26 protein-coding genes are annotated in these 25,154 nt (G+C 72.9%); 6 read left to right on the top strand and 20 right to left on the bottom strand.

From position 1 onward, the window contains the following. The first annotated feature begins 18 nt into the window (after window positions 1-18). On the top strand, window positions 19-1,020 hold the full coding sequence (locus tag ACFPIJ_RS10550; RefSeq protein ID WP_380114526.1) for an MBL fold metallo-hydrolase: 1,002 nt from the start codon (window positions 19-21) through the stop codon (window positions 1,018-1,020). Window positions 1,021-1,126: 106 nt separating this feature from the next. Here the strand turns inward: ACFPIJ_RS10550 and ACFPIJ_RS10545 are convergent, their stop codons facing one another. The 14 genes from ACFPIJ_RS10545 to ACFPIJ_RS10480 form a co-directional block, all read right to left on the bottom strand. Next, window positions 1,127-1,798 (bottom strand): ABC transporter ATP-binding protein, encoded by a 672-nt coding sequence (locus ACFPIJ_RS10545; protein WP_380114525.1) that lies wholly within the window; start codon window positions 1,796-1,798, stop codon window positions 1,127-1,129. After that, on the bottom strand, window positions 1,795-2,478 hold the full coding sequence (locus tag ACFPIJ_RS10540) for an ABC transporter ATP-binding protein (protein ID WP_380114524.1): 684 nt from the start codon (window positions 2,476-2,478) through the stop codon (window positions 1,795-1,797). The genes ACFPIJ_RS10545 and ACFPIJ_RS10540 overlap by 4 nt, the downstream gene beginning before the upstream one ends. Continuing rightward, complete coding sequence (locus ACFPIJ_RS10535) at window positions 2,465-5,128, bottom strand: ABC transporter permease family protein (RefSeq protein ID WP_380114523.1); 2,664 nt, start codon at window positions 5,126-5,128, stop codon at window positions 2,465-2,467. The genes ACFPIJ_RS10540 and ACFPIJ_RS10535 overlap by 14 nt, the downstream gene beginning before the upstream one ends. A 121-nt stretch (window positions 5,129-5,249) precedes the next feature. Further along, the gene (locus tag ACFPIJ_RS10530; RefSeq protein WP_380114522.1) at window positions 5,250-6,782 is read right to left on the bottom strand and encodes a class I adenylate-forming enzyme family protein; all 1,533 of its coding nucleotides are present in this window, start codon (window positions 6,780-6,782) and stop codon (window positions 5,250-5,252) included. After that, window positions 6,779-8,290: a class I adenylate-forming enzyme family protein gene (locus ACFPIJ_RS10525; RefSeq protein WP_380114521.1), complete on the bottom strand. Its 1,512-nt coding sequence runs from the start codon at window positions 8,288-8,290 to the stop codon at window positions 6,779-6,781. Before ACFPIJ_RS10525 ends, ACFPIJ_RS10530 begins: the two co-directional genes overlap by 4 nt. Then, a complete protein-coding gene (locus tag ACFPIJ_RS10520; RefSeq protein ID WP_380114520.1) occupies window positions 8,290-8,784 on the bottom strand; it encodes a VOC family protein in 495 nt (164 codons plus the stop codon). Before ACFPIJ_RS10520 ends, ACFPIJ_RS10525 begins: the two co-directional genes overlap by 1 nt. 7 nt (window positions 8,785-8,791) lie before the next feature. Continuing rightward, on the bottom strand, window positions 8,792-9,694 hold the full coding sequence (locus tag ACFPIJ_RS10515; RefSeq protein ID WP_380114519.1) for an SDR family NAD(P)-dependent oxidoreductase: 903 nt from the start codon (window positions 9,692-9,694) through the stop codon (window positions 8,792-8,794). Further along, entirely contained in the window at window positions 9,691-10,875 is a 1,185-nt protein-coding gene (locus tag ACFPIJ_RS10510) for an acetyl-CoA acetyltransferase (RefSeq protein ID WP_380114517.1), read from the bottom strand. Before ACFPIJ_RS10510 ends, ACFPIJ_RS10515 begins: the two co-directional genes overlap by 4 nt. Next, window positions 10,875-12,254, bottom strand: coding sequence for a zinc ribbon domain-containing protein (locus ACFPIJ_RS10505; protein ID WP_380114516.1), 1,380 nt, complete (start codon window positions 12,252-12,254; stop codon window positions 10,875-10,877). The genes ACFPIJ_RS10510 and ACFPIJ_RS10505 overlap by 1 nt, the downstream gene beginning before the upstream one ends. 16 nt (window positions 12,255-12,270) lie before the next feature. Continuing rightward, window positions 12,271-13,062 carry an ABC transporter ATP-binding protein gene (locus ACFPIJ_RS10500; RefSeq protein WP_380114515.1) on the bottom strand — a complete coding sequence of 264 codons (792 nt, stop codon included), beginning with the start codon at window positions 13,060-13,062 and terminating at the stop codon, window positions 12,271-12,273. Further along, window positions 13,059-13,934 (bottom strand): ABC transporter permease, encoded by an 876-nt coding sequence (locus ACFPIJ_RS10495; protein ID WP_380114514.1) that lies wholly within the window; start codon window positions 13,932-13,934, stop codon window positions 13,059-13,061. The genes ACFPIJ_RS10500 and ACFPIJ_RS10495 overlap by 4 nt, the downstream gene beginning before the upstream one ends. 4 nt (window positions 13,935-13,938) lie before the next feature. Beyond that, window positions 13,939-14,931 carry an ABC transporter permease gene (locus ACFPIJ_RS10490; protein WP_380114513.1) on the bottom strand — a complete coding sequence of 331 codons (993 nt, stop codon included), beginning with the start codon at window positions 14,929-14,931 and terminating at the stop codon, window positions 13,939-13,941. Next, window positions 14,928-15,773, bottom strand: coding sequence for an ABC transporter ATP-binding protein (locus ACFPIJ_RS10485; protein ID WP_380114512.1), 846 nt, complete (start codon window positions 15,771-15,773; stop codon window positions 14,928-14,930). The genes ACFPIJ_RS10490 and ACFPIJ_RS10485 overlap by 4 nt, the downstream gene beginning before the upstream one ends. 2 nt (window positions 15,774-15,775) lie before the next feature. Beyond that, window positions 15,776-17,296, bottom strand: coding sequence for an ABC transporter substrate-binding protein (locus tag ACFPIJ_RS10480; RefSeq protein ID WP_380114511.1), 1,521 nt, complete (start codon window positions 17,294-17,296; stop codon window positions 15,776-15,778). Window positions 17,297-17,494: 198 nt separating this feature from the next. Here ACFPIJ_RS10480 and ACFPIJ_RS10475 point away from each other — a divergent pair, with 198 nt between their 5' ends. The 3 genes from ACFPIJ_RS10475 to ACFPIJ_RS10465 all read left to right on the top strand — a co-directional run bounded on the left by ACFPIJ_RS10475 (window position 17,495) and on the right by ACFPIJ_RS10465 (window position 19,627). After that, window positions 17,495-18,217 (top strand): enoyl-CoA hydratase/isomerase family protein, encoded by a 723-nt coding sequence (locus ACFPIJ_RS10475; RefSeq protein WP_380114510.1) that lies wholly within the window; start codon window positions 17,495-17,497, stop codon window positions 18,215-18,217. An 85-nt stretch (window positions 18,218-18,302) separates the two neighbouring features. Then, on the top strand, window positions 18,303-19,121 hold the full coding sequence (locus tag ACFPIJ_RS10470) for a VOC family protein (protein ID WP_380114509.1): 819 nt from the start codon (window positions 18,303-18,305) through the stop codon (window positions 19,119-19,121). Next, window positions 19,118-19,627 carry a flavin reductase family protein gene (locus ACFPIJ_RS10465; protein WP_380114508.1) on the top strand — a complete coding sequence of 170 codons (510 nt, stop codon included), beginning with the start codon at window positions 19,118-19,120 and terminating at the stop codon, window positions 19,625-19,627. Before ACFPIJ_RS10470 ends, ACFPIJ_RS10465 begins: the two co-directional genes overlap by 4 nt. 46 nt (window positions 19,628-19,673) lie before the next feature. Here ACFPIJ_RS10465 and ACFPIJ_RS10460 read toward each other — a convergent pair whose 3' ends face one another. Continuing rightward, window positions 19,674-20,306, bottom strand: coding sequence for a helix-turn-helix domain-containing protein (locus tag ACFPIJ_RS10460; protein ID WP_380114507.1), 633 nt, complete (start codon window positions 20,304-20,306; stop codon window positions 19,674-19,676). Window positions 20,307-20,383: 77 nt separating this feature from the next. Here ACFPIJ_RS10460 and ACFPIJ_RS10455 point away from each other — a divergent pair, with 77 nt between their 5' ends. Next, on the top strand, window positions 20,384-21,139 hold the full coding sequence (locus tag ACFPIJ_RS10455) for a hypothetical protein (RefSeq protein ID WP_380114506.1): 756 nt from the start codon (window positions 20,384-20,386) through the stop codon (window positions 21,137-21,139). Further along, complete coding sequence (locus tag ACFPIJ_RS10450; protein ID WP_380114504.1) at window positions 21,136-21,492, top strand: transcriptional regulator; 357 nt, start codon at window positions 21,136-21,138, stop codon at window positions 21,490-21,492. Before ACFPIJ_RS10455 ends, ACFPIJ_RS10450 begins: the two co-directional genes overlap by 4 nt. On the opposite strand, the gene ACFPIJ_RS10445 is transcribed toward ACFPIJ_RS10450, so the two are convergent. From ACFPIJ_RS10445 to ACFPIJ_RS10425, 5 genes are read right to left on the bottom strand one after another with little or no spacing between them, the layout of a single operon-like run. Next, window positions 21,483-21,968, bottom strand: coding sequence for a MaoC family dehydratase (locus ACFPIJ_RS10445; RefSeq protein ID WP_380114503.1), 486 nt, complete (start codon window positions 21,966-21,968; stop codon window positions 21,483-21,485). The two genes, ACFPIJ_RS10450 and ACFPIJ_RS10445, sit on opposite strands and share 10 nt — an antisense overlap. Window positions 21,969-21,970: 2 nt before the next feature. Next, entirely contained in the window at window positions 21,971-22,693 is a 723-nt protein-coding gene (locus ACFPIJ_RS10440) for an enoyl-CoA hydratase/isomerase family protein (RefSeq protein ID WP_380114502.1), read from the bottom strand. Continuing rightward, window positions 22,690-23,643, bottom strand: a complete 954-nt coding sequence (locus ACFPIJ_RS10435) for a zinc-binding dehydrogenase (RefSeq protein ID WP_380114501.1) — start codon at window positions 23,641-23,643, stop codon at window positions 22,690-22,692. Before ACFPIJ_RS10435 ends, ACFPIJ_RS10440 begins: the two co-directional genes overlap by 4 nt. Next, window positions 23,640-24,329: a nitroreductase family protein gene (locus ACFPIJ_RS10430; RefSeq protein ID WP_380114500.1), complete on the bottom strand. Its 690-nt coding sequence runs from the start codon at window positions 24,327-24,329 to the stop codon at window positions 23,640-23,642. Before ACFPIJ_RS10430 ends, ACFPIJ_RS10435 begins: the two co-directional genes overlap by 4 nt. Further along, window positions 24,326-25,069: a nitroreductase family protein gene (locus ACFPIJ_RS10425; protein ID WP_380114499.1), complete on the bottom strand. Its 744-nt coding sequence runs from the start codon at window positions 25,067-25,069 to the stop codon at window positions 24,326-24,328. Before ACFPIJ_RS10425 ends, ACFPIJ_RS10430 begins: the two co-directional genes overlap by 4 nt. Between the last annotated feature and the right edge of the window lie 85 nt (window positions 25,070-25,154).

Below are 25,154 nucleotides of genomic sequence, written 5' to 3'. Positions count from 1 at the left end.
TAAGGGAGCTCCCCCACGATGTCCATACCCGTGAGCGAGGCGTACGCCGCCAGCTACCGCGCCCGTGAGGTGCCGGCTCCCGCCCAGGTCATCGAGGGTGTCTGGGCCGTCGCGGTGCCCCTGCACGGCAGCGCGCTGCGGGCCGTCACCGTGTTCCTGATCGAGTCCCACGCGGGCCTGATCCTGATCGACGCCGGCTACGACCACCCGTCGTGCTGGGCGTCGTTCCAGCGGTCGCTGACCGCGATCGGGCGCACCGTCGAGGCGATCTCCACCGTCCTCATCACCCACAACCACCCCGACCACGTCGGCTTCGCCGACCGGGTCCGCGCCGCGTCCGGCGCCCGGGTGCTGATGGGCGCCGCCGACGACTTCGCCGCGATGCACCGGGTCCGCGGCGCGTTCCTCGACCAGCTCGGCACCGCTCTGGACCTCACCGGCGCGCCGCAGGACGTCGTGGACGGCATGTACGCCGACGCGGTGAAGGTCGCCGAGCACCACGAGACGCTGCGCCTGGACGCCACGCTGCCCGGCGCCGACCTCGACCTCGACTTCGGCGACGTGACGATCCGCGCCGTGCCCACCCCGGGCCACACATACGGGCACACCGTCTACTACGACACCCGCGGCCTGGTCTTCACCGGCGACACGATGATGGCGGAGGGCCCGACCCAGCTCGCCATCGTCAGCCGCCCCGGCGACGATCCCGCCGGGGACCTGTTCGCGTCCCTGGACCGCATCCGCGACCTCGGCGCCACCGTCGCCTGCCCGGCCCACCAGTTCCCGTACCACGACGTCGCCGCCCGCGCCGAACAGCTCAAGGCCTTCCACCAGGCCGAGGTCGACCGGGTCCGCGACCTCATGTCGGCCGGCTCGACCGCCTGGGACGTCGCCCGCCGCATGCCGTGGAAGAAGCCGTGGGACGACCTGGGCCGCGGCACCCGCCGCTTCTCCCTCGTGCACACCCTGGCCCTCCTGCGCAGTGCGCGAAACGCACCGCGTCGTGCTGACGGTTGCTGACGCGCCCGGGGTGGCCGGGCGCGTCAGGGCCGTTCAGGTTCAGAAGGGCAGGACGAACCAGAAGAAGGTCGCCCGCGCGGTGCGACCGGCCGTGCCGGGGCCGGCCTCACCACGGTCGCGGCAGACCGCCCGGGGTACCGGCGGCGGGGCGGGTGTCGGCGGCGAGCTGGCCGTCGTGCAGGGTCAGGACCCGGTCGGCGCCGGCGATCACCTGTTCGTCGTGGCTGGCCACGACGACGGCGTGGCCCGTGTGGGCGTGCGAGCGCAGCACGTCCAGGAGCAGCTGGACGCGGGCGGGGTCCTGGTGGCCGGTCGGCTCGTCGGCGAGCAGGAGCGCGGGCGACAGGCGCAGGGCCCGGGCGAGGGACGCGCGCTGCTGCTCGCCGCCGGACACCTGCGCCGGCAGCCGGTCCGCGAGGTGGGCGAGGTCGAGGGTCCGCAGCAGCTCATCGGTCGGGTAGCCGGTGTGCGTCGACAGCAGCGCGGGCAGCTCGACGTTCTCCCGGATGCTCAGCTCCGGCAGGAGGGCGAGGGACTGCGGCACGAAGCTGGTCTCGTGCCACCGGCTGCCGAGCCGCGTCGTCACGGTGCCGGCGTCCGGGGGTTCGTGGCCGGCGAGGACGCTGATGAGCGTGGTCTTGCCCGAGCCGGACGGGCCCGCCACGACGGTCAGCTCGCCGGCGTGGATCTGCACCGAGACCCCGTCCAGCGCGGTGACCCGGCCCGCGCCCGGGTAGCGGCGCGTGACCGAGTGGGTCGCCACCACCGGTGTGGTCACATCGCCTCCCGGACGACCCGGCCGGCCTGCAGCCGGACCACCCGGTCGGCGCGCTGCCAGACGGCGGGGTCGTGGGTGGCCGCGATGACCGCCACGCCGGCGTCGGCGATGACCCGCAGGGCGGCGACCACGGCGTCGACGTTGCCGTGGTCGAGCTGGCCGGTCGGCTCGTCCGCCACCAGGACCGACGGAGGACCGACCGCGGCGAACGCGATCGCGACCCGTTGCCGCTCGCCGCCGGACAGCTGGTGGGGCAGGTGGTCCGCTCGGCCGTCGATGCCGAGCGGCGCCAGCAGCGCCTCGCCGGTCGCCTCGGCCACGCCGCGGATCTGCGCCGCGAGCCGCAGATGCTGGCGGACCGTCAGATAGGCGAGGAGGTTGTCGCCGGGGTCCTGGCGCACCAGGCCCAGCCGCGACCGGCGCAGCCGGGCCCGGCCGGCCGGCGACAGCGTGCCGATGTCCTGCCCGGCGATCGTGACCGTGCCCTCGTCCGGGCTGTCCATGCCGGTCAGCAGGCGCAGCAGGGTCGACTTGCCGGAGCCCGACGGGCCGATCACCGCGGTGATCAGGCCGGCCGGGGCGCTGACGTCGACGTCCACCAGGGCGGGCACCAGGTGGCCGTCGACCCGGTACGAGCGGGAGACCCCCACGCAGCCGGCGCCCGGTTCAGTCGATGTCACGCAGCACCTCCGAGGTCCGGCTCCGGGTGAGCCGCCAGTGGGTCACCACCGCCACCACGACGGCGAAGCAGCCGACCGCGGTGAGCAGGCCGGCCATCACCGGCCAGGGGAACGACAGCACGGTGCCCGGCGGCGCGGCCGGGTCGACGTTGAGCTGGTCGCGGACCGCGACGGCGGCGGTGACCGCCAGGCCGAGCCCGGCCGCGCACCCGGCAACGAGGGAACCCGCGAACTCCGCCAGCAGCAGCCACCCCTGCACCGCGGAGCGCAGCCCCATCAGCCGGAGCATCACGTAGCCGCGGCGCAGCACGCGCAGCCGGGACTCCAGGTACAGCAGGAAGCCCACCATCGCCACCGTCGCGGTCAGCAGCGACAGCGCGGACAGGTAGGCGAACGTGTACGTCACCGGCTGGTAGAACGTGCTCGCGTGACGGTCGTCGGCGACGGAGAACGACGCGACCCGCAGGCCCGCCGCGTCGACGGCCGCGCGGATCGGTGCCGGGTCGCCGCGCACCCACAGCTGCGGCACGGCGCGGACGAGCACCTCCTGACCGACGGTTGCCCGGTCGACGAGCAGGACCGGATACCCGCCGCGCGGAGCGGGCAGCGTCGACAGGGACGTGACCTCGAGGTCGACCGGAGGGTCGGCGCCGAACGTCATCGTGGCCACGCCGTCCGGCACCGGCGCCGATGCGATCGCCCCCTTGGCAGGTCCGCGCAGGGCACGGGTCGCCTCGGCGAGCGTGGTGTCGTCGAGGCGGTCGTCCCAGAACGCGACGTCGGCGAACGTCGCCGGGTCGACCGCCAGCAGCGACACCTGCCGGTCGTCGAGCTGCACGTAGTCCACGCGCAGCACCGGCGTGGCCCGGCCGCGGAGCGCTGCGGGGACGGCGGGGACGGCGCCCGGCTCGCCGAGGGTGATCACCACGTCGCTGCCGGCACCGAGCCTGGCCTGCGCGGCGAGCGTGGCGCTGACGGTCCTGGTCGCCGTCGCGCCGTAGCCGGCCACCGCGACGGGCACTGCCGTGATCAGGGCGAGGGTCACCGCCGCCGCGGCGGAGTGGCGCAGCCGCCGCCGGTACAGCAGCCGCACCACCGACCGCACCGCCGTCGTCGTCCGGGTCCGCCGCCGCACCGCCGCCGTCGCCAGGCGCGCGCCGAGGACGCAGAGGCCCAGCATCGCCAGCATCGGCACGACGAGCAGCTTCCCCGGCAGCTGCACCATGGTCCCGTACTGGCTGCCGAGCCGCACCATGGACCGGTCGCCGCCGGTGAACCAGTAGCCTGCCGCCGCCGCGAGCAGCAGCAGCTCCCACGGCGCCGCGGCCAGGCGGCGCCGGACCCGTGCTTCGGAAGCGGGCGCGCCGGTCAGGGGCCGGCAGGCGACGCCCGCGGTCACGCCCAGCACCGCCGTCGCGACGAGGAACGCGGACACCGCGGCGATCAGCGACTGCGCCAGCGCCGCGCCCGACACGTCGCTGCTCGGCCCCACCTGCGCGACCAGGAGCCAGGCCAGGGACCAGCCACCCACGGCACCGGCGGCGAGGGCGGGCAACGCCTCCAGCGCGGCCTTGACCCCCAGCCAGCCCGCGGTCGCGCCGAACGTGGCGAGGACGACGAGCTCCCGCTCGCGGCGACGGGCCCAGAACGCGCCCGCCGCCATCACGACCGACAGGCCCACCAGCAGACCGCCGGCGCTGATCGGCAGCACCGTGCCGCGCAGCTCCCGCTCGACCAGCGCGGCCCGCCCGGCCAGCGGTGGCAGGGCGGTGCGGTACAGGATCCGGCCCTCCTGCGTGGTGCTGCGCAACCGGTCGTGCATGCCGGTGATGCCCGCGGCCAGCCGGGTCGCCTCGGGCGCGGTCAGGTCGATCGTCGCCGGCGCCCGCTCGATGCGCTGGGCGGTCTGGATGTGTGCGCCGCTCGCGATCGCCAGCATGCTCGCCCGATCGGCCAGGAGCAGGTCGAGCACCGGCACGTCGCTGCCGAGGCCGCCCGCCTGCTGGGCCGGATCGCCGCGGTACAGCGTCGAGATGCCGCACCAGAACGGGTCGTCGCCGGACCGGTCCCGCAGGTCCCGGTAGATCGCCACGACCGGCACCGCCGTCGGCGCCCAGACCCGCCGCACGTTGTCGGCGGTCCATTCCTCGACGTTCGGGGAGATCGTGAGGGTGTCCCCGGGCCGCAGCCCGTGCTCGGCCGCGAACCGGTCGGGCAGCCACAACCCGTGACCGGGACCGCCGGCGATGCGCTGGACGTGCGCTTCGAAGCCGTTGCGCCCGGCGATGTTGACCCTGTTGTCGCCGACCGCCACCGCTGCGCTGACCAGGGTCACGGCCGGGTCGCCGAGCCCTTCCGCCGCGGCCTGCGCCTCCTGCGTCACCGCCGCCGCCAGCACGGCGGGATCGACGGGCCGCTCCGGCGCGAGCACCTGCGATCCGAGCGCCGCCGGGCACACCGAGGAGGTCCTCGCCCGCAGCGTCGCACTGCCGGCCGACGACAGGAACACCGGACCGGCCGCCGCCGGCAGGACCGCCACCGCCGTCGCGACCGCAATCGCCAGGGCCACACTGGGCCGCCGGACCAGCAACAACGGCGCGCGCCGCCACGGCGCCAGCGACAGCCAACCGCCACGAGCCAACCCGCGCATCCATCCTCCGGCCCGCACCGTATGTGACCAACAGTGTGATAGACGCGTGCCGGGCGACCCCGGTTGCGCCCGCCGCACCGGCGTGGATGTGTTCGGGCTCTGTCGTGGGAGCGGGCCGGCGTCAGGCGCCGTAGGTCCAGTCGGGGCGCATCGACGGGCGCTGGTCGCGCAGGGTGCGCTTGAGGACCTTGCCGGACGGGTTCGTCGGGAACTCGTCCACGAGGTAGATCTCCTTCGGGACCTTGAACTTCCCGAGGCGTTGCCGGGCGTGCTCCACGAGCGACTCGGCGGTCAGGCCCGGCCGGCCGATGACGAACGCGACCGGGACCTCCTGCCACTTCGGGTCCGGCGCGCCGACCACCGACGCGGCCAGGACGAGCGGGTGGTCGGCCAGGACGTTCTCGATCTCGGCGCTGGACATGTTCTCCCCGCCGCTGCGGATCATGTCCTTGAGCCGGTCCCGGATGTACAGGTAGCCGTCGGCGTCGAAGCAGCCGACGTCACCGGTGTGGAACCAGCCGCCGCGGAACGCGTGCGCGGTGGCGGCCGGGTCGTCGAGGTAGCCGGGGCTGACCTTCGGGCCGCGGGCGACGACCTCGCCGTTCTCTCCCACCGGGACGTCGTTGTCGTCGGCGTCCACGACCCGGACCTGCACCCACGGCACCGGGATCCCGACGGATCCCTGCTTGGACTCCATGTGGGCCTGGTCGAGGTAGGTGAGACCGCTGCACGTCTCGGTGAGGCCGTAGCCCTCGATCAGCCGCGCGTTCGGGAACAGCTCGCGGGCCACGGCGAACAGCGCCGAGGTGACCTGCGAGTAGATGAGCCACCGCACCGAGCCGAGGTCCGCGACCGTGTCCGACCGGCGGACCATGTCGAGCATGGTGGCGGCCATGACCATGCCGGTGATCCGCTCGGCCTCGATGGCCCGTTTCACCGACGACGGGTCGAAGCGGCGCTGCAGCACCATGCAGCCGCCGACGTGCCAGATGCCGTAGCCGGGCAGGTCGGTGCCGCCGACGTGGTACAGCGGCGCGAAGTTGAGGATCCGGTCGGTCGGGCGCAGGCCCAGCTCGACGATCTGGGCGTGCATGTTCATGTTCACGTTGCCGTGGGTGAGCATGACGCCCTTGGGCAGGCTGGTCGTGCCGGACGTGTAGATGATCCGCTGCAGGGCGTCGTCGCCGAGTTCGGCGTCGGCGACCCGCTCGCCGCGGTGCGCCGCGACGAGCGCCCGCAGGTCGCTCCAGCCCTCGATCGGCTCCAGCGCGAGCTTCCGGACCTCGGGCAGGCCCACGATCGCGGCCGCGGTCAGCTCGGCAAACTCCGGCACGGTCGCGACCGCCTGCACCCTGGCATGGCCGAGCAGCTGGGCCAGCTCGCCGGCGGTGAGCCGGTAGTTGAGCGGGACGAAGACCGCGCCGAGCTTCGACAGGGCCAGGGACAGGATGAGAAACTCGGGGACGTTGTTCGCGACAATCGCGACCCGGCTCTCCCGCGTGATGCCCTCGGCGGTCAGGCCTGCGGCGAGCGCGTTGACGTCGTCGTCGAGCTGCCGGTGGGTCCACCGCCGGCCCTCGAACACGAGCGCGTCGGCGTCACCGAACCGCAGCGCGTTGCCGCCCAGCATCGCAGCGATGTTGGCAGTGCTCATGACGACCGCAGTTCGCGCTTGAGGACCTTGCCGGAGTCGTTGCGCGGCAGGGAGGTCACCACGTCGACGTACTTCGGCACCTTGAACCCGGCCAGGTTGGCGCGGCAGTGCGACCGGATGTCCTCGCCGGTGGCCGTGGCGCCGTCGCGGAGGATGACGAAGGCCTTCGGCACCTCGTCCCACTGCGGGTCGGGAACGCCGATGACGGCGACCTCGGCGACGTCCGGGTGCTGCGCGATGACGCGTTCGATCTCGGCGCCGGCGACGTTCTCCCCGCCGGACTTGATGAGGTCGGTGCGCCGGTCGACGAACCACAGGTAGCCGTCGGCGTCGACGCGGCCGACGTCTCCGGTGAGGAACCAGCCGTCGCGTCTGGTGCGCCGGTTGGCCTCCTCGTCGTTCCAGTACCCGGGCGAGATCTTCGCGCCCCGGATGATGATCTCCCCGTCGACGCCGGGCGGGACCTCCGCGAAGTGCTCGTCGACGATCCTGATGTGCACGCCGGGGAACGCGGCGCCGAGCGCGCCCATCTTGCTCTCCTCGTGCGCGGCGTCCATGTAGCAGACACCGTTGCACAGTTCGGTCATGCCGAACGTGTCGATGAGCCGCACGTGCGGAAGCCGCCGCTTCACGTCGCGCCGGACGGTGGGAGCGACCCCGGCGAACAGCAGGTACCGCAGCGCCGACAGGTCCGGCGGCTCGGGCAGGTCAAGCAGCCCGAACAGGATCTGCGCGGCGAGGACCATGCCGGTGATGCGTTCGGCGGCCGCGATCCGGGCGATGTCGTCGGCCTTGAACGTCGGGGTGAGCACCATCGTCGCGCCCGCGGTGAAGACCGCCAGGCCGGGTGCCTCCAGTCCGCTGACGTGGAACAGCGGCGCCGAGATCAGGATCCGGTCGTGCTGGGTCAGTTCGAGCTCGAGGACCTGGGCGAGGTGGTTCGCGGTGAGGTTCCCGCAGGTGTGGATGACGCCCTTCGGGTGTGCGGTGGTGCCGGAGGTGTACAGCAGCCGGTGGATGTCCCCGGGTGCCTTCTCCGCGTCGGGGACGCGGATCCCGGCCGGTTGCCGGTCCAGCAGCCCGGCGAGCAGCTGCGCGCCCGGGACGGCCTGGTCGCCGTTGGCGACGGCGACCCGGATCCCGGTGGTGGCGACCAGGTCGGCGGCGGTGCCGGCGAAGTCGTCGTCGTAGAGCAGACCGGTGATCCCGGCCTGCTCGATGACGTAGGTCTGCTCGCTGGTGTGCAGCCGCCAGTTCAGCGGCACCGAGATCGCGCCGATCCGGGCGAGGGCGAGCAGTTCGATGACGTAGGTGGCGGTGTTGCGGCCGAGCACCCCGACCAGGTCGGCTGGGGTGATGCCGGCGGCGAGGAGGGCCGCGGCGTGCCGGTCGACGTCGGCGTCGAGCCGCGCGTAGGTCCAGCGGTCGGCGCCGTCGACCAGGGCCTCCCGGTCCGCGCGGCGCAACGCCTGCAACCGCAGGGTCTCGGCGAAGTTGCTGGCGCCCATCAGCTGCCGTTGCCGTTCCGGTGCGCCAGGATCTCCTCCCGGCTGGGCAGCGACACGAACTCGAGGAGGTTGCCGTCGAGGTCGCGGGCCGCGAACGCGGTGATGTAGCCGTAGTTCTCCAGCAGCACCCGGTTGGGCTCGCCGAGGCAGTCCGCGCCGAGCTCGGTCAGCCGCCGGTGCAGGTCACCGATCTCCTCGACCGGCACCTCGAAGCTGAGCAGGAAGGTGCCGAGTTCGAGGTGCCCGGCGGTCGCGGTGCGGGTCTTGGTGCCGTTCCACTCGATGAGCTCGAGCTGCCCGATCTTGCTCGGCCCCTGCATGTACTGCACCTTGCCGGTGGTGCCGGCGGGCAGCCCGAGCGAGACCTCGATCCCGGGCCCGCCGACGTCGGTGCGCAGGGTCTTGCGATACCCGAGGGCCTGCTCGTAGAAGTCGGCGGCTCTGTCCACATCGGACACGGTCATGGCCACGTGGTGCACTTCGCTGACCGGCATTACACGCTCACTTTCCGGAAAGGACGTTCTGGATCAGCTCGACCTCGTCGGCACCGCTCTGCGGGACGATGAAACCGTCCAGGGCGCAGATCTCGTCGAGCGAGGCGAGGATGTCGTCGGGACTCGCCGGCTCGGCGCCGCCGTACCAGCCGGGCGTCACGCCGAGGAAGATGCGCCCGACCCGGCCGCCGCCGACGGTGAGGATGTGCCGGTTGAGGGTGCACTGCTCCGAGGCGAGGAACGTGCCGACGGCGGCGACGTGCCGCGGGTCGAACCGGTCGGCGAGCTCGCCGAGCAGGCCGTCGGTCATCCGGGTCGCGGCGGTCGGGGCGATCGTGTTGACCAGGATGCCGCGGCGGGCGCCCTCCAGCGACAGCACCTGCATCAGCCCGGCGAGGCCGGCCTTCGCGGCGCCGTAGTTGGACTGGCCGAAGTTGCCGAGCAGGCCCGAGGACGAGCTGGTGAGCACGATCCGGCCGTACCCCTGCGCGGCCATGATCGGCCAGGCCGGGCGCAGCACGTTGAACGCGCCGGTGAGGTGCACGTCCAGGACCGCCTGGACGTCGTCGTCGGTGAGTTTCGCCAGGGTCCGGTCGCGCAGGATGCCGGCGTTGTGAATGACGGCGTCGACCGTGCCGAACGCGTCCACCGCGGTCCGCACGAGGGCCGCCCCGCCCGCCGACGTCGCAACCGAGTCCGTGGACGCGGTCGCGGTGCCGCCCGCGGCCCGGATCTCCTCGACCACCTGCGCCGCGGCACCGCCGGTGCCGGTGCCGTCGACGCCGCCACCCAGATCGTTGACGACGACGGACGCACCATGCTCCGCGAGGGACAGGGCGTGCGCGCGGCCGATCCCGTTGCCCGCGCCGGTGACGATCACGACCCGGCCGTCCAACCGAACCGCGCTCATCGCTCGCTGCCCAGGACGGCGACGAATGCGACGCAGGAGCCCGGCTGCCCGCCGAGGTTCTGCGCGACGGCGAGCCTCGCGTCCGGCACCTGCCGGGCCCCGGCGTCACCGCGCAGCTGGGTGAAGCACTCGAACATCATCCGCAGCCCGGTCGCGCCGATCGGGTGGCCGAAGGACTTGAGGCCGCCGTCGGTGTTGACCGGCAGCGCGCCGCCGAGGTCGTAGCGGCCGTCGAGCAGGTCCCGCCACGCTTTGCCGCGCTCGGAGAAGCCGAGGTCCTCCATGAGCACCACCTCGGTCGGGGTGAAGCAGTCGTGCACCTCGGCCAGGGAGATCTGCGCGGCCGGGTCGGTGACGCCCGCCTGCTCGTACGCCTGCCGGGCGGCGGCGACGACCTCGGGGAAGCTGGTGAAGTCGTAGCCGTCGGAGGCGAGACCCGCCCCGGACCCGGCGACGAAGCTCATCCCCTTCAGATAGACGGGCCTGCTGGTGTACCGGTGGGCGTCCTCGGCCCGCACGATGATGGCCGCCGCGGCGCCGTCGGACACGCCGGAGCAGTCCATGACGCCGAGCGGGCCGGCGATCCGCGGCGAGTTCTCGACGGTCTCGGCGGTGACGGCCCTGCGGAACTGGGCGCGGTCGTTGAGGGCGCCGTTGCTGTGGTTCTTCATCGCGACCTTCGTCAGGGCGCTGCGCATGTCGCGGGCGTCGACGCCGTACGCCTCCTGGTACGCCGGGGCGAGCAGGGAGAACCCGGCCGGTGCGGTCCAGTCGACGTCGGTGCCGTCGGCGGGCGGGTACACCGCGGACAGCCCGGAGAAGGAGGAGTCCTTGAGCTTCTCCACGCCGGTGGCCATCACCATGTCGTAGGCGCCGGAGGCGACCGCGAACACGGCGTTGCGGAACGCCTCCGAGCCGGTCGCGCAGTAGTTCTCGACCCGGGTGACGGGTTTGCCGGTCAGCCGCAGCGGCCGGGCCAGGGTCTGACCGGACATGCCGGAGCCCTGGGTGCCGACCCAGAACGCGTCGACGTCGTCGAGGGTGACCGACTCCAGCGACCCGACGCACTCCTGCACGGCGTCGACGAGCAGGTCGTCGGCGGAGGAGTTCCAGTGGTCCCGGAACGGGGTGCAGCCCATCGCGATGATCGCGACGTCGTGGGTGGTGCGCCTACTGCCCATCAGTGCTGTCCTTCCATGGGCTTCGCCGGGCGGAGTTTCCAGAAGTAGTTGTGGATCGCGTCGGTGGTCCACAGCCGCCGGAACGTCGGCGTCATCGGCATGCCGACGGTGACGTCGCCGGGCGGCACGTCGGTGGCGTAGACGCTGAGCCGGCCGCCGCCGTCGACGTCGGCGATGACGACCGCGACCTCCGGCTCCGGCATGGTCGTCAGGTGGTCGCGGGTCACCGAGACGACCCGGGCGGTCCGGTCCCGCAGCGACACCTTCGCCTCGCCCGCACCGGCGATGCCGCAGGCGGCGCAGGCCCGGGCCGGCGGGGTGGTGACCCTGCCGCAGGCGCCGCACTGGCTGCCCTCGAGGCGGTACTTCCAGCCGGCCCGGCGGTGCATCGGCGGCGCCGCCGGCGCGGGTGCCGCGGGGCGGGCCGGTCCCTGCACGTCGAGGAGTCCGCGCCAGCGCAGGTACCGGCCGTATCCGAGCTGCTGCCGCGCGGCGAGCTGCGCGCGCACCGGCGGCCCGGTCCGGGCTTCGCGGATGCCGTCGCCGACCCGGAACACGAACGCGTCGGCGCCCTCGGTCGCGGACAGCAGCAGGATCGTCTGCCCCGGTTCGGCGTCGTCGAGGGTCGCGGCGAGCAGCAGTCCCGGGTGGGCCGCGCCGGTGAACCCGGTGGCCCGTTCGAGGGCGGCGTCCGGCCCGGCGCCGCGCAGGTGCTTGCGGAGCGCGGCCGCGGCCCGCGCATTGGAGGACGACACCACGACGTGGTCGACGGCGTCCAGCGCTGCCTCGGCGAGGGCGCGGCGGGCCGCGTCCAGGCCGGCCGCGGCGAGGATCTCGGCGGTGAACCGCTCGTCCCAGACCCGGTCGTGCCGCTCGCCGGGCAGCCGCCACCGTTCGAGGATCTCGGTGGTGTGCCCGGCCCGGCCCAGCAGTGCCGCGGCCCGTGCGCCGCCACCGGCGAACGCGGCGGCGGCGTCGCCCTGGCCGAGCTCGTCGGGGGCGCCGGGGCGGGTGGTGCGCACGTCGGCTGCGGCGGCGAGGGCACCGGCCCGCAGCACCAGGTCCAGGGCGGTCGCGCCGGAGCGGTGCCCGCGCAGGTCGGCGGCGCTGACGCCGGGGTCCAGGCCGAGGGCCTCGTGCACGATCCCGGCGGCCGTCTTCGCCTCGTAGGGCGCGCTCGTCGTGGCCAGCAGCAGCGGCCCTCCGGCGGCGGTCAGGTGCCGCAGCGCCTCGACGGCCATCGTGACGACGTCCTCGTCGTAGGCGGCGACACCGCGGGACGGGCCGCCGGGCCTCGGCGGGCCGTCAGCGTCGAGACGGTTGTCGGTGAGCACGTAGGCGGGCAGGTAGGCCGCGTACGCGTCGATCCCTTCAGGCAAGGCAGGCTCCCACGGGTCAGGTCCAGGAGGGGATGGCGGCGAGCAGCCGCCGGGTGTAGTCCTGCTGCGGGCGGTCCAGCACGTCCTCGACGCCGCCCTGCTCGACCACCCGGCCGCCGCTCATCACCGCGATCCGGTCGCAGAGGTCGCTGGCCAGCATCAGGTCGTGGGTGACGAACAGCAGGCCGATGCCGAGCTCGTCGACCAGGGTGCGGAACAGGCCGACGACCTTGGTCTGGGTGGTGACGTCCAGCGCGGTGGTGCACTCGTCGGCGATGACCAGCGATGGGCGGGTGACCACGGCCAGGCCGATCGCGACCCGCTGGCGCAGCCCGCCGGACAGCTGGTGGGGGTAGCTGTCCAGGACCCGGGCCGGGTCGCTGATCCGCATCTGTGCCAGGACCTCGACCGAGCGCCGCTCCACGTCGGCCTTGGTGATGCCACGGACGTGCCGGCGCAGCACCTCGCCGAGCTGGGTGCGGACCTTCATCAGCGGGTTCAGCGACCGGGACGCGTCCTGGAAGACCATGCCGACCGCGGTGCCGCGGATGCGGCCGGTGCGGTCGACGCCGGGTGCCACCACGACGTCGCCGGCGAGTTCGACGGCGCCGGACTCGACGGTGACGTTGCGCTCGAGCAGGCCGACGACGGCGCGGGCGAGGGTCGTCTTGCCGCTGCCGGACTCGCCGACGACGCCGACGATCTGGCCGCGGCCCACCTCGAGGTCGACGCCGTCGAGCAGCCGGAGCTGCCCGGCGGCGAGCCGGGCCGAGATGGACAGGCCGGACACGTGCAGCAGGCTGGTCATCGGCGCCTCTTGCGGGGGTCGTAGTTGGTGAGCAGGGCGTCGCCGAGCAGATTGACCAGCAGCACGAGGACGGTGACCGCGAAGCCGGGGAAGAACGCGATCCACCAGGCCGTGCTCAGTTCGTCCTGGCCGGCGGCGAGCAGCGAGCCCCAGCTGTTCATCGGGGGCACCACACCCAGACCGAGGAAACTCAGGGCGCTCTCGATCAGGATCGCGGTGCCGACCTGCAGGGTGCCGAGCGCGACGATGGTGCCACCCAGGTTGGGCAGGATGTGCCGGAACACGATGCGCAGCTCCGACGCTCCGGCGGCGCGCAGGCCGAGCACGAACTGGCGCTCCCGGATGACCATCGTGGCCGAGCGGGTGACGCGGGCGCAGACGGCCCAGCCGGTGAGGGCGAGGACCAGGAACAGCACCGGCAGGGAGCTGCCGCGGTTCGCGATGATCGCCAGGGCGACGAGGATGAACGGCAGCGCGAGCTGGGCGTCGATGAGGACCGAGATGACCCGGTCGACCCAGCCGCGGAAGTACCCGGCGAGCAGGCCCAGCAGGGTGCCGGGGCCGATCGCGACGATCGCGCCGACCAGCCCGATCATGATGGTCAGCCGGCCGGCCTCGATGAACTGGGTGAACAGGTCCTGGCCGAGCTTGTCGGTGCCGAGCGGATGCGACCAGGAGCCGCCGGCCAGGAAGCCGGGCGGCTGCCGGGTCGCGTCGAGGTCCTGACCGGCGGCGGGGAGCAGGCCGGTCAGCGGCAGCAGGAACACCGCGACGGCCACCAGGGCGATCGGCAGCGCCAGCCAGAACACCGACGTTCTCCTGGCTCGGCGGGGCGTCCCGGCACCGGTGCGTTCGAGCTCGAGCTGGCTCATGCCGTCACCTCACCCTCGGGTCGACGATCGAGTGGATGACGTCGACGAGCAGATTGAGCAGGACGAAGACGAGGGCGCCGAACACGACGATCGCCTGGACGAGCGGGAAGTCGCGGAACTGGATGGCCTGCAGGGCGAGCTGGCCGAGGCCGGGCCAGGAGTACACGTATTCGACGGCGACCGCGCCGGAGAGCAGGATGCCGGTCTGCAGCACGACGATGGTGAGGATCGGCATCATGGCGTTCTTGAACGCGTGCCGCCACACCACCCGGCGGCCGGTGATGCCGCGGGCCTTGGCGGCATCGATGTACGGCTCGGCGAGGGCCTCGCTCATCGAGGCGCGGGTCAGCCGGGCGATCTGCGCCATCGGGTACACCGACATCGTCAACGCCGGCAGCACCAGGTGTGCGGGGGTGCCGGACTGCCCGGCCGGGAGCCAGCCGAGGTTCACGGCGAACAGCACCACCAGCATCATCCCGAACCAGAAGACCGGGACGGACTGGCCGAGGAGGGCGACGGTGGACGCGGCGCGGTCCCACCAGGTGCCCTCGCGCCGGGCGGCGAGCACGCCGAGCGGGACGCCGACGAGGATCGCGAGGGCCATGCCGGCCGCGACGAGCTGCAGCGTGAACGGCAGCCGGTCCATGATCATCGAGGTGTTCGGCTGGTAGAACTGCAGCGAGTTGCCGAGGTCGCCGGTGAAGACGCCCTTGAGGTAGTCGAAGTACTGCACCAGCAGGGGACGGTCGAGGCCGAGCTCGTGGCGCAGCGCCTCCCGTTGCTCGGCGGTCGCCATCGGGCCGAGGATGGTCGTCGTCGGGTCGCCGGACAGCCGGCCCAGCATGAACGCCATGCTCAGCGCGATCAGCAGCGACGCGAGCAGGGCGGCGAACCGGGCCGCGGCGCGGCGCAGGGCTCCCGACCGGTTTCCCCTCGCCGGCGGTGCGCTCTTGGCCGGCGGGCTTTTTTCGCTCACCGGCACCGGGCTGGTCGTCATTGCCGTGACCTCCATCGTGCTCCTGGCATCGCGGCGAGCAGCTCGCGGGTGTAGTCGTGCTCGGGCCGGGCGAAGACCGTCTCGCAGGGCCCGGACTCGACGACCCGGCCGTGGTGCATGACGTGCACGACGTCGCAGACCGAGCGGACCACGGCCAGGTCGTGGCTGATCATGAGCAGGGCCGCGCCGGTCGTCGCGCGGATCTCCTGGAGCAGGGCGAGCACGTCGGCCTGCACGGAGACGTCGAGGCCTGAGGTCGGCTCGTCGGCGACGATGAGCCGGGGGCGCATCAGCAGCGCCCGGGCGATGCAGACCCGTTGCGCCTGGCCGCCGGAGAGCTGGTGCGGATAGCGCTCGAGGATCGACGGGTCGAGCCGGACCCGCTCGAGCAGGTCGGTGTCCTCGATCCACGAGGTGCGCTCCGGCTGCAGGGTGCGCAGCTCCCGCAGCCCGGACCGCACGGACTGGCGGGGGTCGAGCGAGCCGTGCGGGTCCTGGAAGACCACCTGCGCCTCGGGCCGCAGCTTGCGCAGCTGCTTGCGGCCGACCGAGGACAGCGAGTGGCCGAGCAACCGGATGTCGCCGTCGCCGCGGGGGCCCAGCCCGGTCGCGGCCATCGCGAGGGTGGTCTTGCCCGAGCCCGACTCGCCGACGACCGCGACGCTCTCCCCCGCGCCGATGCGCAGCGACACGTGGTCGACGGCCCGGAACACCTCGCCGGTGCGCCGGTTGCGGTGCTCCACGACCAGGTCGTCGACCTCGAGCACCGCTGCGGTTTGATCCAGGGCACGGGGGTGCCGGGCGTCGCCGCCCGGCATCCCCTTCTGCACGACGTCGGTCATTGTCAGTGGGTCGTCTGGGTGAAGTCGACGGTGTTCAGCGGGCCGAACACCAGACCCTTGACGCCGGGGCCGGTGGCGTAGTTGAACACCTGCCGGTACAGCGGCACGTAGCAGTGCTTGTCGACCACGCCGATCGTGTTGAGCTGCTCGTAGATCGGGGCGGCCGCGGCGGCGTCGGTCTGCTCCAGGGCCTTCTGGGACAGCTCGTCGATCTGCGCGTCCGGGCAGTTGCCGGTGATGGACTTGGCCTTCATGAAGCCGCTGGCGAAGAAGTCCGGAACGGCGACGTTGGGCACGCCGGCGAAGATCGCGATGCCGGGGACCTGACGGCCGACGACCCGCTTCACCAGCGTGCCGTAGTCGATCGGCACGTAGGTGACCTTGAAGCCGGCCTTCTCGAGGGCGCCACCGACGGCCTGGGAGACCTCTTCGATGTTGGTGTACTGCGCCGCCGGGTAGTGGATCTGCACGGCCGGGGCCGCGGCACCGACGAGCTCCTTGGCCTTGGCCGGGTCGGTGCTCACACTCTGCGCCGGCTTCTGGCCGGGGCTGACGTTGAGCAGGCCGGCGTCGGCGACGGCCTGGCCGTCGAAGATGCCCTTGACGATCGCGTCGCGGTCGATGGCCAGGGCGGCCGCCTCGCGCAGCTTCGGGTCGTCGAACGGCGCCTTCGTCGAGTCGAGGAACGCAATGATCTTGATGGCGGTCTCGGTGCTCGTCACCGTGATTCCGGCCTTCTTGGCCGTGGTGGCCTGGGCCGGCGGCAGGTCGAAGGAGACGTCCACGCTCTTACTCTGGATCAGGGCGAGCCGCTGCGCGGCCTCGTTCGCCCAGGTGAACGTGATGCCCTCGTTGATCGCCTTCTTCGGGCCCCAGTAGGACGGGTTCTTCTTCACCGACATGTCGCGGCCGGCGTTGGAGCCCGCCCACACGTAGGGGCCGGTGCCGACGGGAGCGGCGGCGAAGCCCGCCGAGCCCTTCTCCGCGTAGTACTTCGGCGGCACCAGGTAGACGGTGGTGAGCAGGTCGGCGAAGTTGTACTGGGAGGTCTTGGTCTTCACTACCACGGTGGTGGCGTCCGGTGCGGCGATGTCGACCACGTTGGTGAAGTACGACTTCAGCTGCGACGCCGCGGTGTCCCGGGTGAGCGTGAGGGTGTTGGCGACCGCGGCGGCGTCGGCCTTCTCGCCGTTGCTGAAGCTGATGTCGGGCCGCACCTTGAACGTCCAGGTGGTCGCGTCGGTGCGGGTCCAGCTCGTGAGCAGGCCGGTGTCGATCGGCTTGAGGGATGCGTCGGTGTTGATCAGCGGTTCGAGCATGGTGGCCCAGACGATCTGGGCGGAGCGCGCGCCGACGATCGGGTCGAGGGTGGCGGGCTGGGCCGCGAGCAGCGCCCGGACGGTGAACGGGCCGGCCGACTGGGCGGTGCCGGGTTCCGAACCGCCACAGGCGGTGAGGCCGGCGCTCGCGAGGGCAAGGGTGGCGACCAGCGCCAGTGGCCGCCGGGATCGCAAGGAGTTCATGAGCATGTATGGACGTCCTTCACAACGATGGACCCGTCATGTCGCCGCGAGCCGCGGCCGTGACGCTCGCCACAAAGTACCGACCAGCCGGTATCAAGTCAACAGGTCGAATCGGTGTCGCGTCCGTAACGGCCGTGTGACACACCCCCGCCCGCCTGCGTCGTTGTGTTCATACCGACCGGTATGTATGATCCGCCGGTGGCCATCACCCTGACCCGCGAACACGACGGTCGCGTCGCCCGCGTCCGCTACGACAACGCGGCCCGCGGCAACTGCTTCGACGACGACGCGCTGCACCGGCTCGTCGCCACGATGGAGACCGCCGCCGCGGACGAGGCCTGCGCCGTGATCCGGCTCGACATGGCCGGCCGGCACTTCTGCGGCGGCTGGGACACCACGTCGTTCGCCGCTCTCGCCGGCACCACCCAGGAGGCCGTCGCGGCCGGGCTGCGCGACAGCGACGCCGCGCTGCACCGCATCCGGCAGCTGCCGGTGCCCGTCGTCAGCGCCGTGCGCGGGCAGGTCATCGGGTTCGGCGCCGGGCTGCTCAGCGCCGTGCACCTGCCGGTGGCCGCCACCGACGCCCGGCTGTCCCTGCCGGAGGCCCGCTTCGGCTTCGCACCCGCAGGCGTCGGCCACACGATCACCCAGGCGCTGCCCCGGCCGCACGCCTACGCGCTGCTGACCGGCGCGAGCACCGCGACCGCCGCCCAGCTGCTCGGCTGGGGCCTGGTCGCCCGGGTCGTCCCCGCCGACGACCTGGACAGCGAGGTCGACGCCCTCGTCGAGGCCCTGGCCGCGGTGCCGCCACGCACCCTGCGCGCGGTCGTCGAGGTGGTCGAGTCGAGCCTGGCGACCGGTACCCCTGAGCACGCCTACGACGTGTCGGCCCGCACGATCGTCGCGAGCGTGACGGCATGACCGGCCCGCAGCGGAGCGAGGAGCTGGTCATCATGGGCACAGCCTTCAGGTCAGGCCGACGCCGGAGCGCAGCGGAGGTGGCGGCATGACGCCGCCGTTCCAGGCCGGCGAGGCGGTGTGGGTGGAGCTGTGCACCACCGAGCCGCAGCAGGCGGAGGAGTTCTACACCGCGCTGCTCGGCTGGACCGTGCGGCACGAACAGCTCGGCGCGACCACGTATCGGATGTGCAGCGTCGACGGCCACGACGTCGCCGGCATCTCCGACGCCGCGGCGCTGCACGGCGGACGGCCACGCGGCTGGATCGCCTACTTCGCCGTCGACGACGTCACCCGGTCCGCGGAGCGGGCGGTCGCCCTCGGCGGGGAGCTCGTCACCCCGCCCCGCTACCTGCCCGCGGCCGGCACCGGCGCCGCCGTCATCGACCCGTTCGGCGCGGCGTTCGGCCTGTACCAGGGTGAGTCCCGGGCCGGGGTGCAGACGCTCAACACGGTCGGCGCGCTGTGCTGGAACGAGCTGGACACCGGCGAGCCACAACGGTCGGTGGCCTACTACCAGGACCTGTTCGGCTACACCACCCGGCACGTCGACTCGCCGACCGCCCGCCCGTACACCGTCCTCATGCTCGGCGACGTCCCGGTCGCCGGGGTCCTCGAACTGGACAACGAGTGGCCCAACATCATCCCGTCGAAGTGGATCACGTACTTCAACGTCGGGTCCCTCGACGAGGCGCTGACCCGGTTGCCCGGCCTGGGCGGCACGGCGACCGTCGGCCCCGTCGACAGCCCGCACGGACGCCTCCACCTGGTGAAGGACCCCGGTGGCCACACCCTGTGCCTGGTCCAGCTCGAAGGCGGCCTGCGTCCCAACGCTCCCCACTCCTCTCCCCCGGCGGTGGACCGATGACGACCGAGCCCTTGTTCGACTCCGCCGAGTTCCGCCAGGTGTGCGGGCACTTCCCCACCGGCGTGACCGCCGTGACCGCGACAGCACCCGACGGCGCCGTGGCCGCGCTCACGGTCAACTCGTTCACCTCGGTGTCGCTGTCCCCGGCGAAGGTCCTGTTCTGCGTGGCGACGTCGTCGTCGAGCTTCAAGGTGCTCATCGCGGCCGACCGGATCGCGATCCACATCCTCGGCCAGGACCAGGAGGACATCGCCCGGCGCTTCGCCACCTCCGGCCTGTCCGGCGCGGAGAAGCTCAGCGGCGTCGCCTGGACGCCCGGCCCGGACGGCGTACCCATGCTGCCCGGCACCCCGGCGATCCTGGCGGGCGTCCGCGACGACGTGATCACCAGCGGCGACCACGTCATCATGCTGCTGGACATCGACCACGTGCACCTGAAGCCGACGAAGGTCCCGGCCCTGTCGTTCTACCGCGGCCGCTTCGTCGCCCCGACCGGCCCGGAGTGACTCCGGCCCCAGATCACTGCTGCACTCCGGTCCTCGGCGTGCGTCGTCAGGTCCCGGCGGCTGCGTTTGGCGCCGTGTCGACGCCGGCGATCGCGGCCAGGTCCGCCTCCGGGATGTCCAGGGCCCGGGCGATGTTCCGGACCAGCACCGGGTGCGGACTGCGGGCGCCCGCGCGCAGACTGGTGACGGTCGCGATCGAGTAGCCCATCTTCGTGGCCAGATCGGTCGCCGAGATGCCACGGTTGACCATCAACCTGTGCAGGACCGCACCGAACGGATGCGGCTCCGCCCTGCCGGGCCGCCCGAGCGCCGGGCCGAGCACGGTGTCCCCGATCTTCGCCTGGAACCGCAGCAGCCGGCCACCCTCGAACCGGACTAGTGCGAAGAACGGCAGCGTCCGCCCCGCTGCATCACAAAGCTTCCCCGGTACTGACACCTCGGTGAACCTGTTCGGCTGCGTGGGCAGGTTGCTGGCGAACTCGCGGGGACGGACCGCCTCCACCTCCGTAACCTGCCAGGCGGCATTCCACCACGGGAGTTCGTGCAGCAGGTCGTCGAGGAAGCGGGCCAGCGCGGAACTGTCGACCGGCTCCGGCCGTTCCGGCACGCCGATCCACCCCGGCCAGTACGTCAAGGCCTTGAATACCGCAGGGCTCAGCACACGACCGGCGACATCCACGGTCGCAGGGTAGTTGACTTCGAGGCAGCCGAGGTTCACTCTGGATTACAGAGTTCCTTGGATTACAGAGGTGACTGATGAGCGGTACCGATGCAGACCCGGCGGCCGTCCTGGCCGAGATGGACGAGCTCAGGGCCCGCAGCCGGCGGCTCGCCCGCGGCGGCGCCTGGCTGCCGGCGCTCATCCTGGCCGCGCTGCCGCTGGTCAGCATCGGGCTCTACCGGCACCCGTTCGCGGCCGTGAACGCGTCGTCCGTCGGATACCCGTTCTGGGGCGGCCTGCCGGAGGAGCAGCGCGCCGCCCTGGCCTCCTACGTCTTCTGGATCATCGTCGCGCCGCTCGCGTTCGTGCTCGTCGCCCAGTGGTACCGGCGCCGCGAACACCACCAGGGCATCCGCGTGCCGTGGCGGGTGCCGGTGACCGCCGGGCTGGCCGCGCTGCTCTGCCTGATCGCCCTGTTCGCGGCACCGACCGGCGAGCCCGATCCCACACTGAGCGCCGCCAGCGGCCCGTGGTGGCGGGGGCTGCTCACCCCGCTGCTGAGCATCGCGGTCGCGGTGATCGCGCTCGGGGTGGTCGAGCGCAGCGTCGCCATCGCCTTGTCCGGGCTCTGGATGGCCGTGCTCGCCTGGCAGTTCTGCGCCATCGGGTTCATCGGCGGCCTGTACGACTGGCAGACCCGGATCCTGCACGGCGGCGAGGGGTCCGGCCTGGGCGGCCAGCTGACGCTGTTCGGCCTGGACCGGCCGGGACCTACCCTGATCATCATGACGCTGCCGTTGCTCCTCGTCGGCCTGCTCCGCGCCGCCCGGTCCCGCGGGCAACTGCGGTGAGCGAGGTGCCACCGCATCCCGCGGTCGGTCTGGACGACGTCATCCACCAGCGGGTCCGGCTCGGCATCCTGGTCATGCTCGCCGAGATCCGCGAGTGCGCCTTCGCCACCCTGCGCACCGAACTGCAGCTCACCGACGGCAACCTCAACCGCCACGTGCAGGTCCTCGCCGACGCCGGCCTGGTCATCGTCACCAAAGGCTACGAGGGCAACCGGCCGCGGACCTGGCTCAGGCTCACCACCGACGGCCGCCGGGCGCTGCGCGCCGAGCTGCTCGCCCTGGAGCAGCTCACCGCCCGCCTCAAGGCCGCGGACCTCGACGACCTCGAGGGCGAACAGCCGGGTCAGCTGTAGTAGCGGAAGAGGATCTCCGCGGCGCAGCAGGTCTCACCGCTGCCGGCGAACTCCACCACCACCGACGCCTTCGCCTGCACGCCGGCGGGGCGGCCGGCTTCGGCCTCGATCGGTTTCGCGGACAGCAGGGTCGCGGTGCCCTGGATCTGGACGCCGGGCGGGAGTGGTTTGACGAAGCGGACCCGGTCCAGGCCGTAGTTGACGCCCATCGAAAACGTCCGCACCTCGAGGATGTCGGCGAGCAGCCGGGGCACCAGGGCGAGGGTGAAGAAGCCGTGCACGACGGTCGAGCCGAACGGTCCGGAGCGGGCCCGTTCGACGTCGACGTGGATCCACTGGTGGTCCTCGGTGACGTCGGCGAACTGGTTCACCTGCTCCTGGGTCACCACCCGTGGCTCACTGGCGCCGAGCTCCCGGCCCACCAGTTCGAGCAGGTCGTCGGGGGTGGGCACGGTGGTGCGGTGGACGGGTCGCATGGTCACTCCGATCCGGTGGCAAGGGCGGCGACGTGCTCGCTGAGGGTGTTCCATTCGCGGTCCCACTCCGGCTCCGGTACTGCCGGCCGGGCGACCCGCAGCATCCGCCGCAGCGCCGCCTCGTCGAGGGCCGCGATCCGCGCGGCGAGCGCGTCGACGTGCGCTTCGAGGTCCGCCGCGGGGACCGCCTCGCTGACCAGGCCGCGCCGGGCGGCCTCGGCACCGGTCCAGGTGTCGCCGGTGATGAGCAGCCGCCGGGCGAGCGCCGGGCCGACGGCGCGTGGCAGCAGGACGCTGGAGCCCCAGCCCGGGACCTGGCCGGCCGCGATGTGCCGGTCGCCGATCCTCGCGGTGTCCGCGGCGACCGCGATGTCGCAGGCCAGCAGCAGCTCCAGCCCGCCGCCGAAGGCCGCACCGTTGACGGCCGCGACGGTCGGCACACCGGACGACAGCACGGCCCGGACCAGTTGCCGGCCCCGGTCCAGGAACGACCGCAGCGCGGGCAGGTCACCGAGGAGGGCGGTGGCCTCCGTGAGGTCGGCCCCGGCGCAGAAGCTGCGGCCGGTGCCGGTGAGGACGAGCACCCGTACACCGGGATCCGCGGCGGCGGCGAGCCACTCCTCGAGGCCGGTCATCACCGTCGAGTCGCACGCGTTGCCGGCGCCGGGCCGGTCGATCCGCGCCCACAGCGCCGGGCCGCGACGGGTGAGCACGACGGCGGTCACGCGACACGCACGCAGAGCTTGCCGAACGCGGTGCCGGCCAGCATCCGCGCCGCCTGGGTGGAGACGTCGGCCAGGTCCACGGTGCTGTCGACGGCCGGCCGGAGCCGGTGCTCGGTGACGAATTCGAGCAGTGCCCGGAACTCCTCCAGGGACCCCATCGTCGAGCCGTGGACGGTGATCTCGCGGGCGAACAGCCGGGTCAGGTCGAGGTTCGCGGTGAAGCCGCTGGTGCCGCCGCAGACGACGATCGTGCCGCCGACGCGGGTGGACCGGGTCGAGTGCTCGAACGTGGCGGCGCCGACGGTCTCGATGACGACGTCGACGGGTTGCGGGGTCCGGGCGCCGGTGTCGAGTGCGGCGGCGGCGCCGAGTGCCAGGGCCCGTTCCCGTTTCCGCGCCGACCGGGAGGTGACGAAAACGGTGGCGCCGGCCGCGACGGCGAGGCTCACCGCGGCGGTCGCCACGCCCCCGCCGGCGCCCTGCACCAGCACCACCTGCCCGGGCGCGAGGGCGGCCTTCGCGAACAGCATCCGGTAGGCGGTCAGCCACGCGGTCGGCAGGCTCGCCGCCTCCGCCCAGTCCAGGTGCGCCGGCCTGGCCACGACGTGCCCGGCCGGGACGTCGATGTGCTCGGCGAGCACGCCGTGGCCGGCGTCGGGCAGCAGGGTCGCGTGCGGGACGGCCCGGCCGTCGGCGGTGGGCAGCACCGGGTACACCACGACGTCCCGGCCTTCGGCGACCCCGGCGGCGTCGCTGCCGAGCACGTGCGGGCCGGGGTGCGGGCGGCGGGTGGCGCCGCGCAGGGTCCACAGGTCGTGCATGTTGAGCGCGCCGGCCCGCACGTCGACCCGGACCCAGCCGTCCGGGGTGTCGGGGGTGTCGAGCTCGCCGACCCGGATCGCGGCGGCCGGGTCGGTCGCGTCGGGCTCGGTGACGAACGCGGCCTTCACGCGGGACCGTTCCAGAACACCACGTCGGCCAGGTCGGCGCGGGCCGCGGGGCGGAAGTCGAGGCCCTTCGTGTAGGCGACCGGCAGCAGCGTGATCGGCCGCCAGTCCTCGGGCAGCCCGAGCACCTCCCGCACCTGGTCCGCCTTGTGCGCGAGGGCGGTCGCCATCACCGAGCCGAGCCCGCGGGAGCGCAGCGCCAGCTGGAACGACCAGGCGAACGGGAAGATCGAGCCGTAGTAGCCCGACGCGGTGCCGCCGACGGGGCGCTGCGGGACCGGTTTGGTGCTGCACAGCACGACCAGGACCGGCACCTCCTCCAGGTGGTCGACCAGGTGCTTGACCGCGGTGAGGATCCTGGCCTGCCGGTCCTGCGACACCGGGTCGGGCCGCACCGACGGCGACAGCCGGGTGGTCGTCGCCGCCTCACCGGTCGCGAGGGGTCCGGCGACGGTCTGATGCCAGACCTCGGTGTACAGCGCACCGATGCGGCGTTTCAGCGCCGGGTCGTCGACCGCGACGACCCGCCAGTCCTCGAGGTTGGAGCCCATCGGCGCCTGCTGGGCCAGGCGCAGGCAGTGCTCGACGACGGCGCGGTCGACGGGCCGGGTGAAGTCCAGGCGGTGGCGCACCGCGCGGGTGGTGGTCAGGACCTCGTCGATGTCGGTGATCACTGCCGGGACGGTCATACGGTGTCCTCTCCCGTCAGACGGTCGACGGATTTGTCCTGGTAGGGCAGCGGGTCGCCCCACCGGTCGAGGAAGGCGACGCTGCTGACGGGCTTGCGGGCCGCCACCTTGAAGTCGGTGCCCTGGGTGTAGGCGATCGGGAGCATGGTGATCTGCACGGCGTCCTCGGGGATGCCCAGCAGCGCGGCGGCGTGGTGCAGGTGCAGGGTGGTGATGACGGTGCCGAGCCCGCGGGCCCGCAGCGCGAGATTGAACTGCCAGATCGCCGGATACAGCGACCCGTAGACGGCCGAGTGCGTGCCGGGGCCACCCGTGGCCGGGTTGGGCCGGGTCGCGCACGGGATGACGAGATACGGCGCCCGGCCGAGGTGGTGCGCGAGGTGCTCGGCGCCGCTGAGGATCCGCGCGGTCCGGGCGCTGACGGCACCGTGCTCGTCGACCCCGCCGAGGCGGCCCCGCACGATCCGGCTCTCGGCGCCCTCGGCGCTGTGCAGCGGCTTGTGCACGTATTCGAGGTAGGCGTCCAGGTACAGCCGGGCCAGCTCGGCCTTCAGCACCGGGTCACCGACCACGACCCAGCGCCAGTCCTCGGCGGCGCCACCGGTCGGCGCCTGCAACGCCAGCTGCAGGCACTCGCCGATCACCTCGAGGGGCACCGGGCGGTCGTAGTCCAGCCGCAGCCGCACCGACCTGGTCGTGGTGAGGACGTGGTTGAGGTCGGTGAACGGCAGCCCGGTCATGCCGCCACCTCCGCTGCGCTCCGGCGTCGGCCTGACCTGAGGCTGCAATTCTGATGACCGGCTCCTCCGCTGCGCTCCGGGCCGG

The sequence above is a fragment of the Dactylosporangium cerinum genome, from assembly GCF_042653625.1.
Classification (GTDB): domain Bacteria; phylum Actinomycetota; class Actinomycetes; order Mycobacteriales; family Micromonosporaceae; genus Dactylosporangium; species Dactylosporangium cerinum.
The sequence above is the reverse complement of the archived record's forward strand: the minus strand, read 5'-3'. Positions and strand labels throughout refer to the sequence as shown.

Bases quoted from the DNA above. Each gene is read 5' to 3' on its own strand.
- ACFPIJ_RS10525 (WP_380114521.1), bottom strand. From the start codon at position 8,290: ATGGGCGCCAGCAACTTCGCCGAGACCCTGCGGTTGCAGGCGTTGCGC.
- ACFPIJ_RS10465 (WP_380114508.1), top strand. From the start codon at position 19,118: ATGACGACCGAGCCCTTGTTCGACTCCGCCGAGTTCCGCCAGGTGTGC.
- ACFPIJ_RS10430 (WP_380114500.1), bottom strand. From the start codon at position 24,329: ATGACCGTCCCGGCAGTGATCACCGACATCGACGAGGTCCTGACCACC.
- ACFPIJ_RS10425 (WP_380114499.1), bottom strand. From the start codon at position 25,069: ATGACCGGGCTGCCGTTCACCGACCTCAACCACGTCCTCACCACGACC.
- ACFPIJ_RS10490 (WP_380114513.1), bottom strand. From the start codon at position 14,931: ATGACGACCAGCCCGGTGCCGGTGAGCGAAAAAAGCCCGCCGGCCAAG.
- ACFPIJ_RS10445 (WP_380114503.1), bottom strand. From the start codon at position 21,968: ATGCGACCCGTCCACCGCACCACCGTGCCCACCCCCGACGACCTGCTC.
- ACFPIJ_RS10535 (WP_380114523.1), bottom strand. From the start codon at position 5,128: ATGCGCGGGTTGGCTCGTGGCGGTTGGCTGTCGCTGGCGCCGTGGCGG.
- ACFPIJ_RS10470 (WP_380114509.1), top strand. From the start codon at position 18,303: ATGACGCCGCCGTTCCAGGCCGGCGAGGCGGTGTGGGTGGAGCTGTGC.
- ACFPIJ_RS10485 (WP_380114512.1), bottom strand. From the start codon at position 15,773: ATGACCGACGTCGTGCAGAAGGGGATGCCGGGCGGCGACGCCCGGCAC.
- ACFPIJ_RS10500 (WP_380114515.1), bottom strand. From the start codon at position 13,062: ATGACCAGCCTGCTGCACGTGTCCGGCCTGTCCATCTCGGCCCGGCTC.
- ACFPIJ_RS10510 (WP_380114517.1), bottom strand. From the start codon at position 10,875: ATGGGCAGTAGGCGCACCACCCACGACGTCGCGATCATCGCGATGGGC.
- ACFPIJ_RS10550 (WP_380114526.1), top strand. From the start codon at position 19: ATGTCCATACCCGTGAGCGAGGCGTACGCCGCCAGCTACCGCGCCCGT.
- ACFPIJ_RS10455 (WP_380114506.1), top strand. From the start codon at position 20,384: ATGAGCGGTACCGATGCAGACCCGGCGGCCGTCCTGGCCGAGATGGAC.
- ACFPIJ_RS10495 (WP_380114514.1), bottom strand. From the start codon at position 13,934: ATGAGCCAGCTCGAGCTCGAACGCACCGGTGCCGGGACGCCCCGCCGA.
- ACFPIJ_RS10530 (WP_380114522.1), bottom strand. From the start codon at position 6,782: ATGAGCACTGCCAACATCGCTGCGATGCTGGGCGGCAACGCGCTGCGG.
- ACFPIJ_RS10480 (WP_380114511.1), bottom strand. From the start codon at position 17,296: ATGAACTCCTTGCGATCCCGGCGGCCACTGGCGCTGGTCGCCACCCTT.
- ACFPIJ_RS10515 (WP_380114519.1), bottom strand. From the start codon at position 9,694: ATGAGCGCGGTTCGGTTGGACGGCCGGGTCGTGATCGTCACCGGCGCG.
- ACFPIJ_RS10520 (WP_380114520.1), bottom strand. From the start codon at position 8,784: ATGCCGGTCAGCGAAGTGCACCACGTGGCCATGACCGTGTCCGATGTG.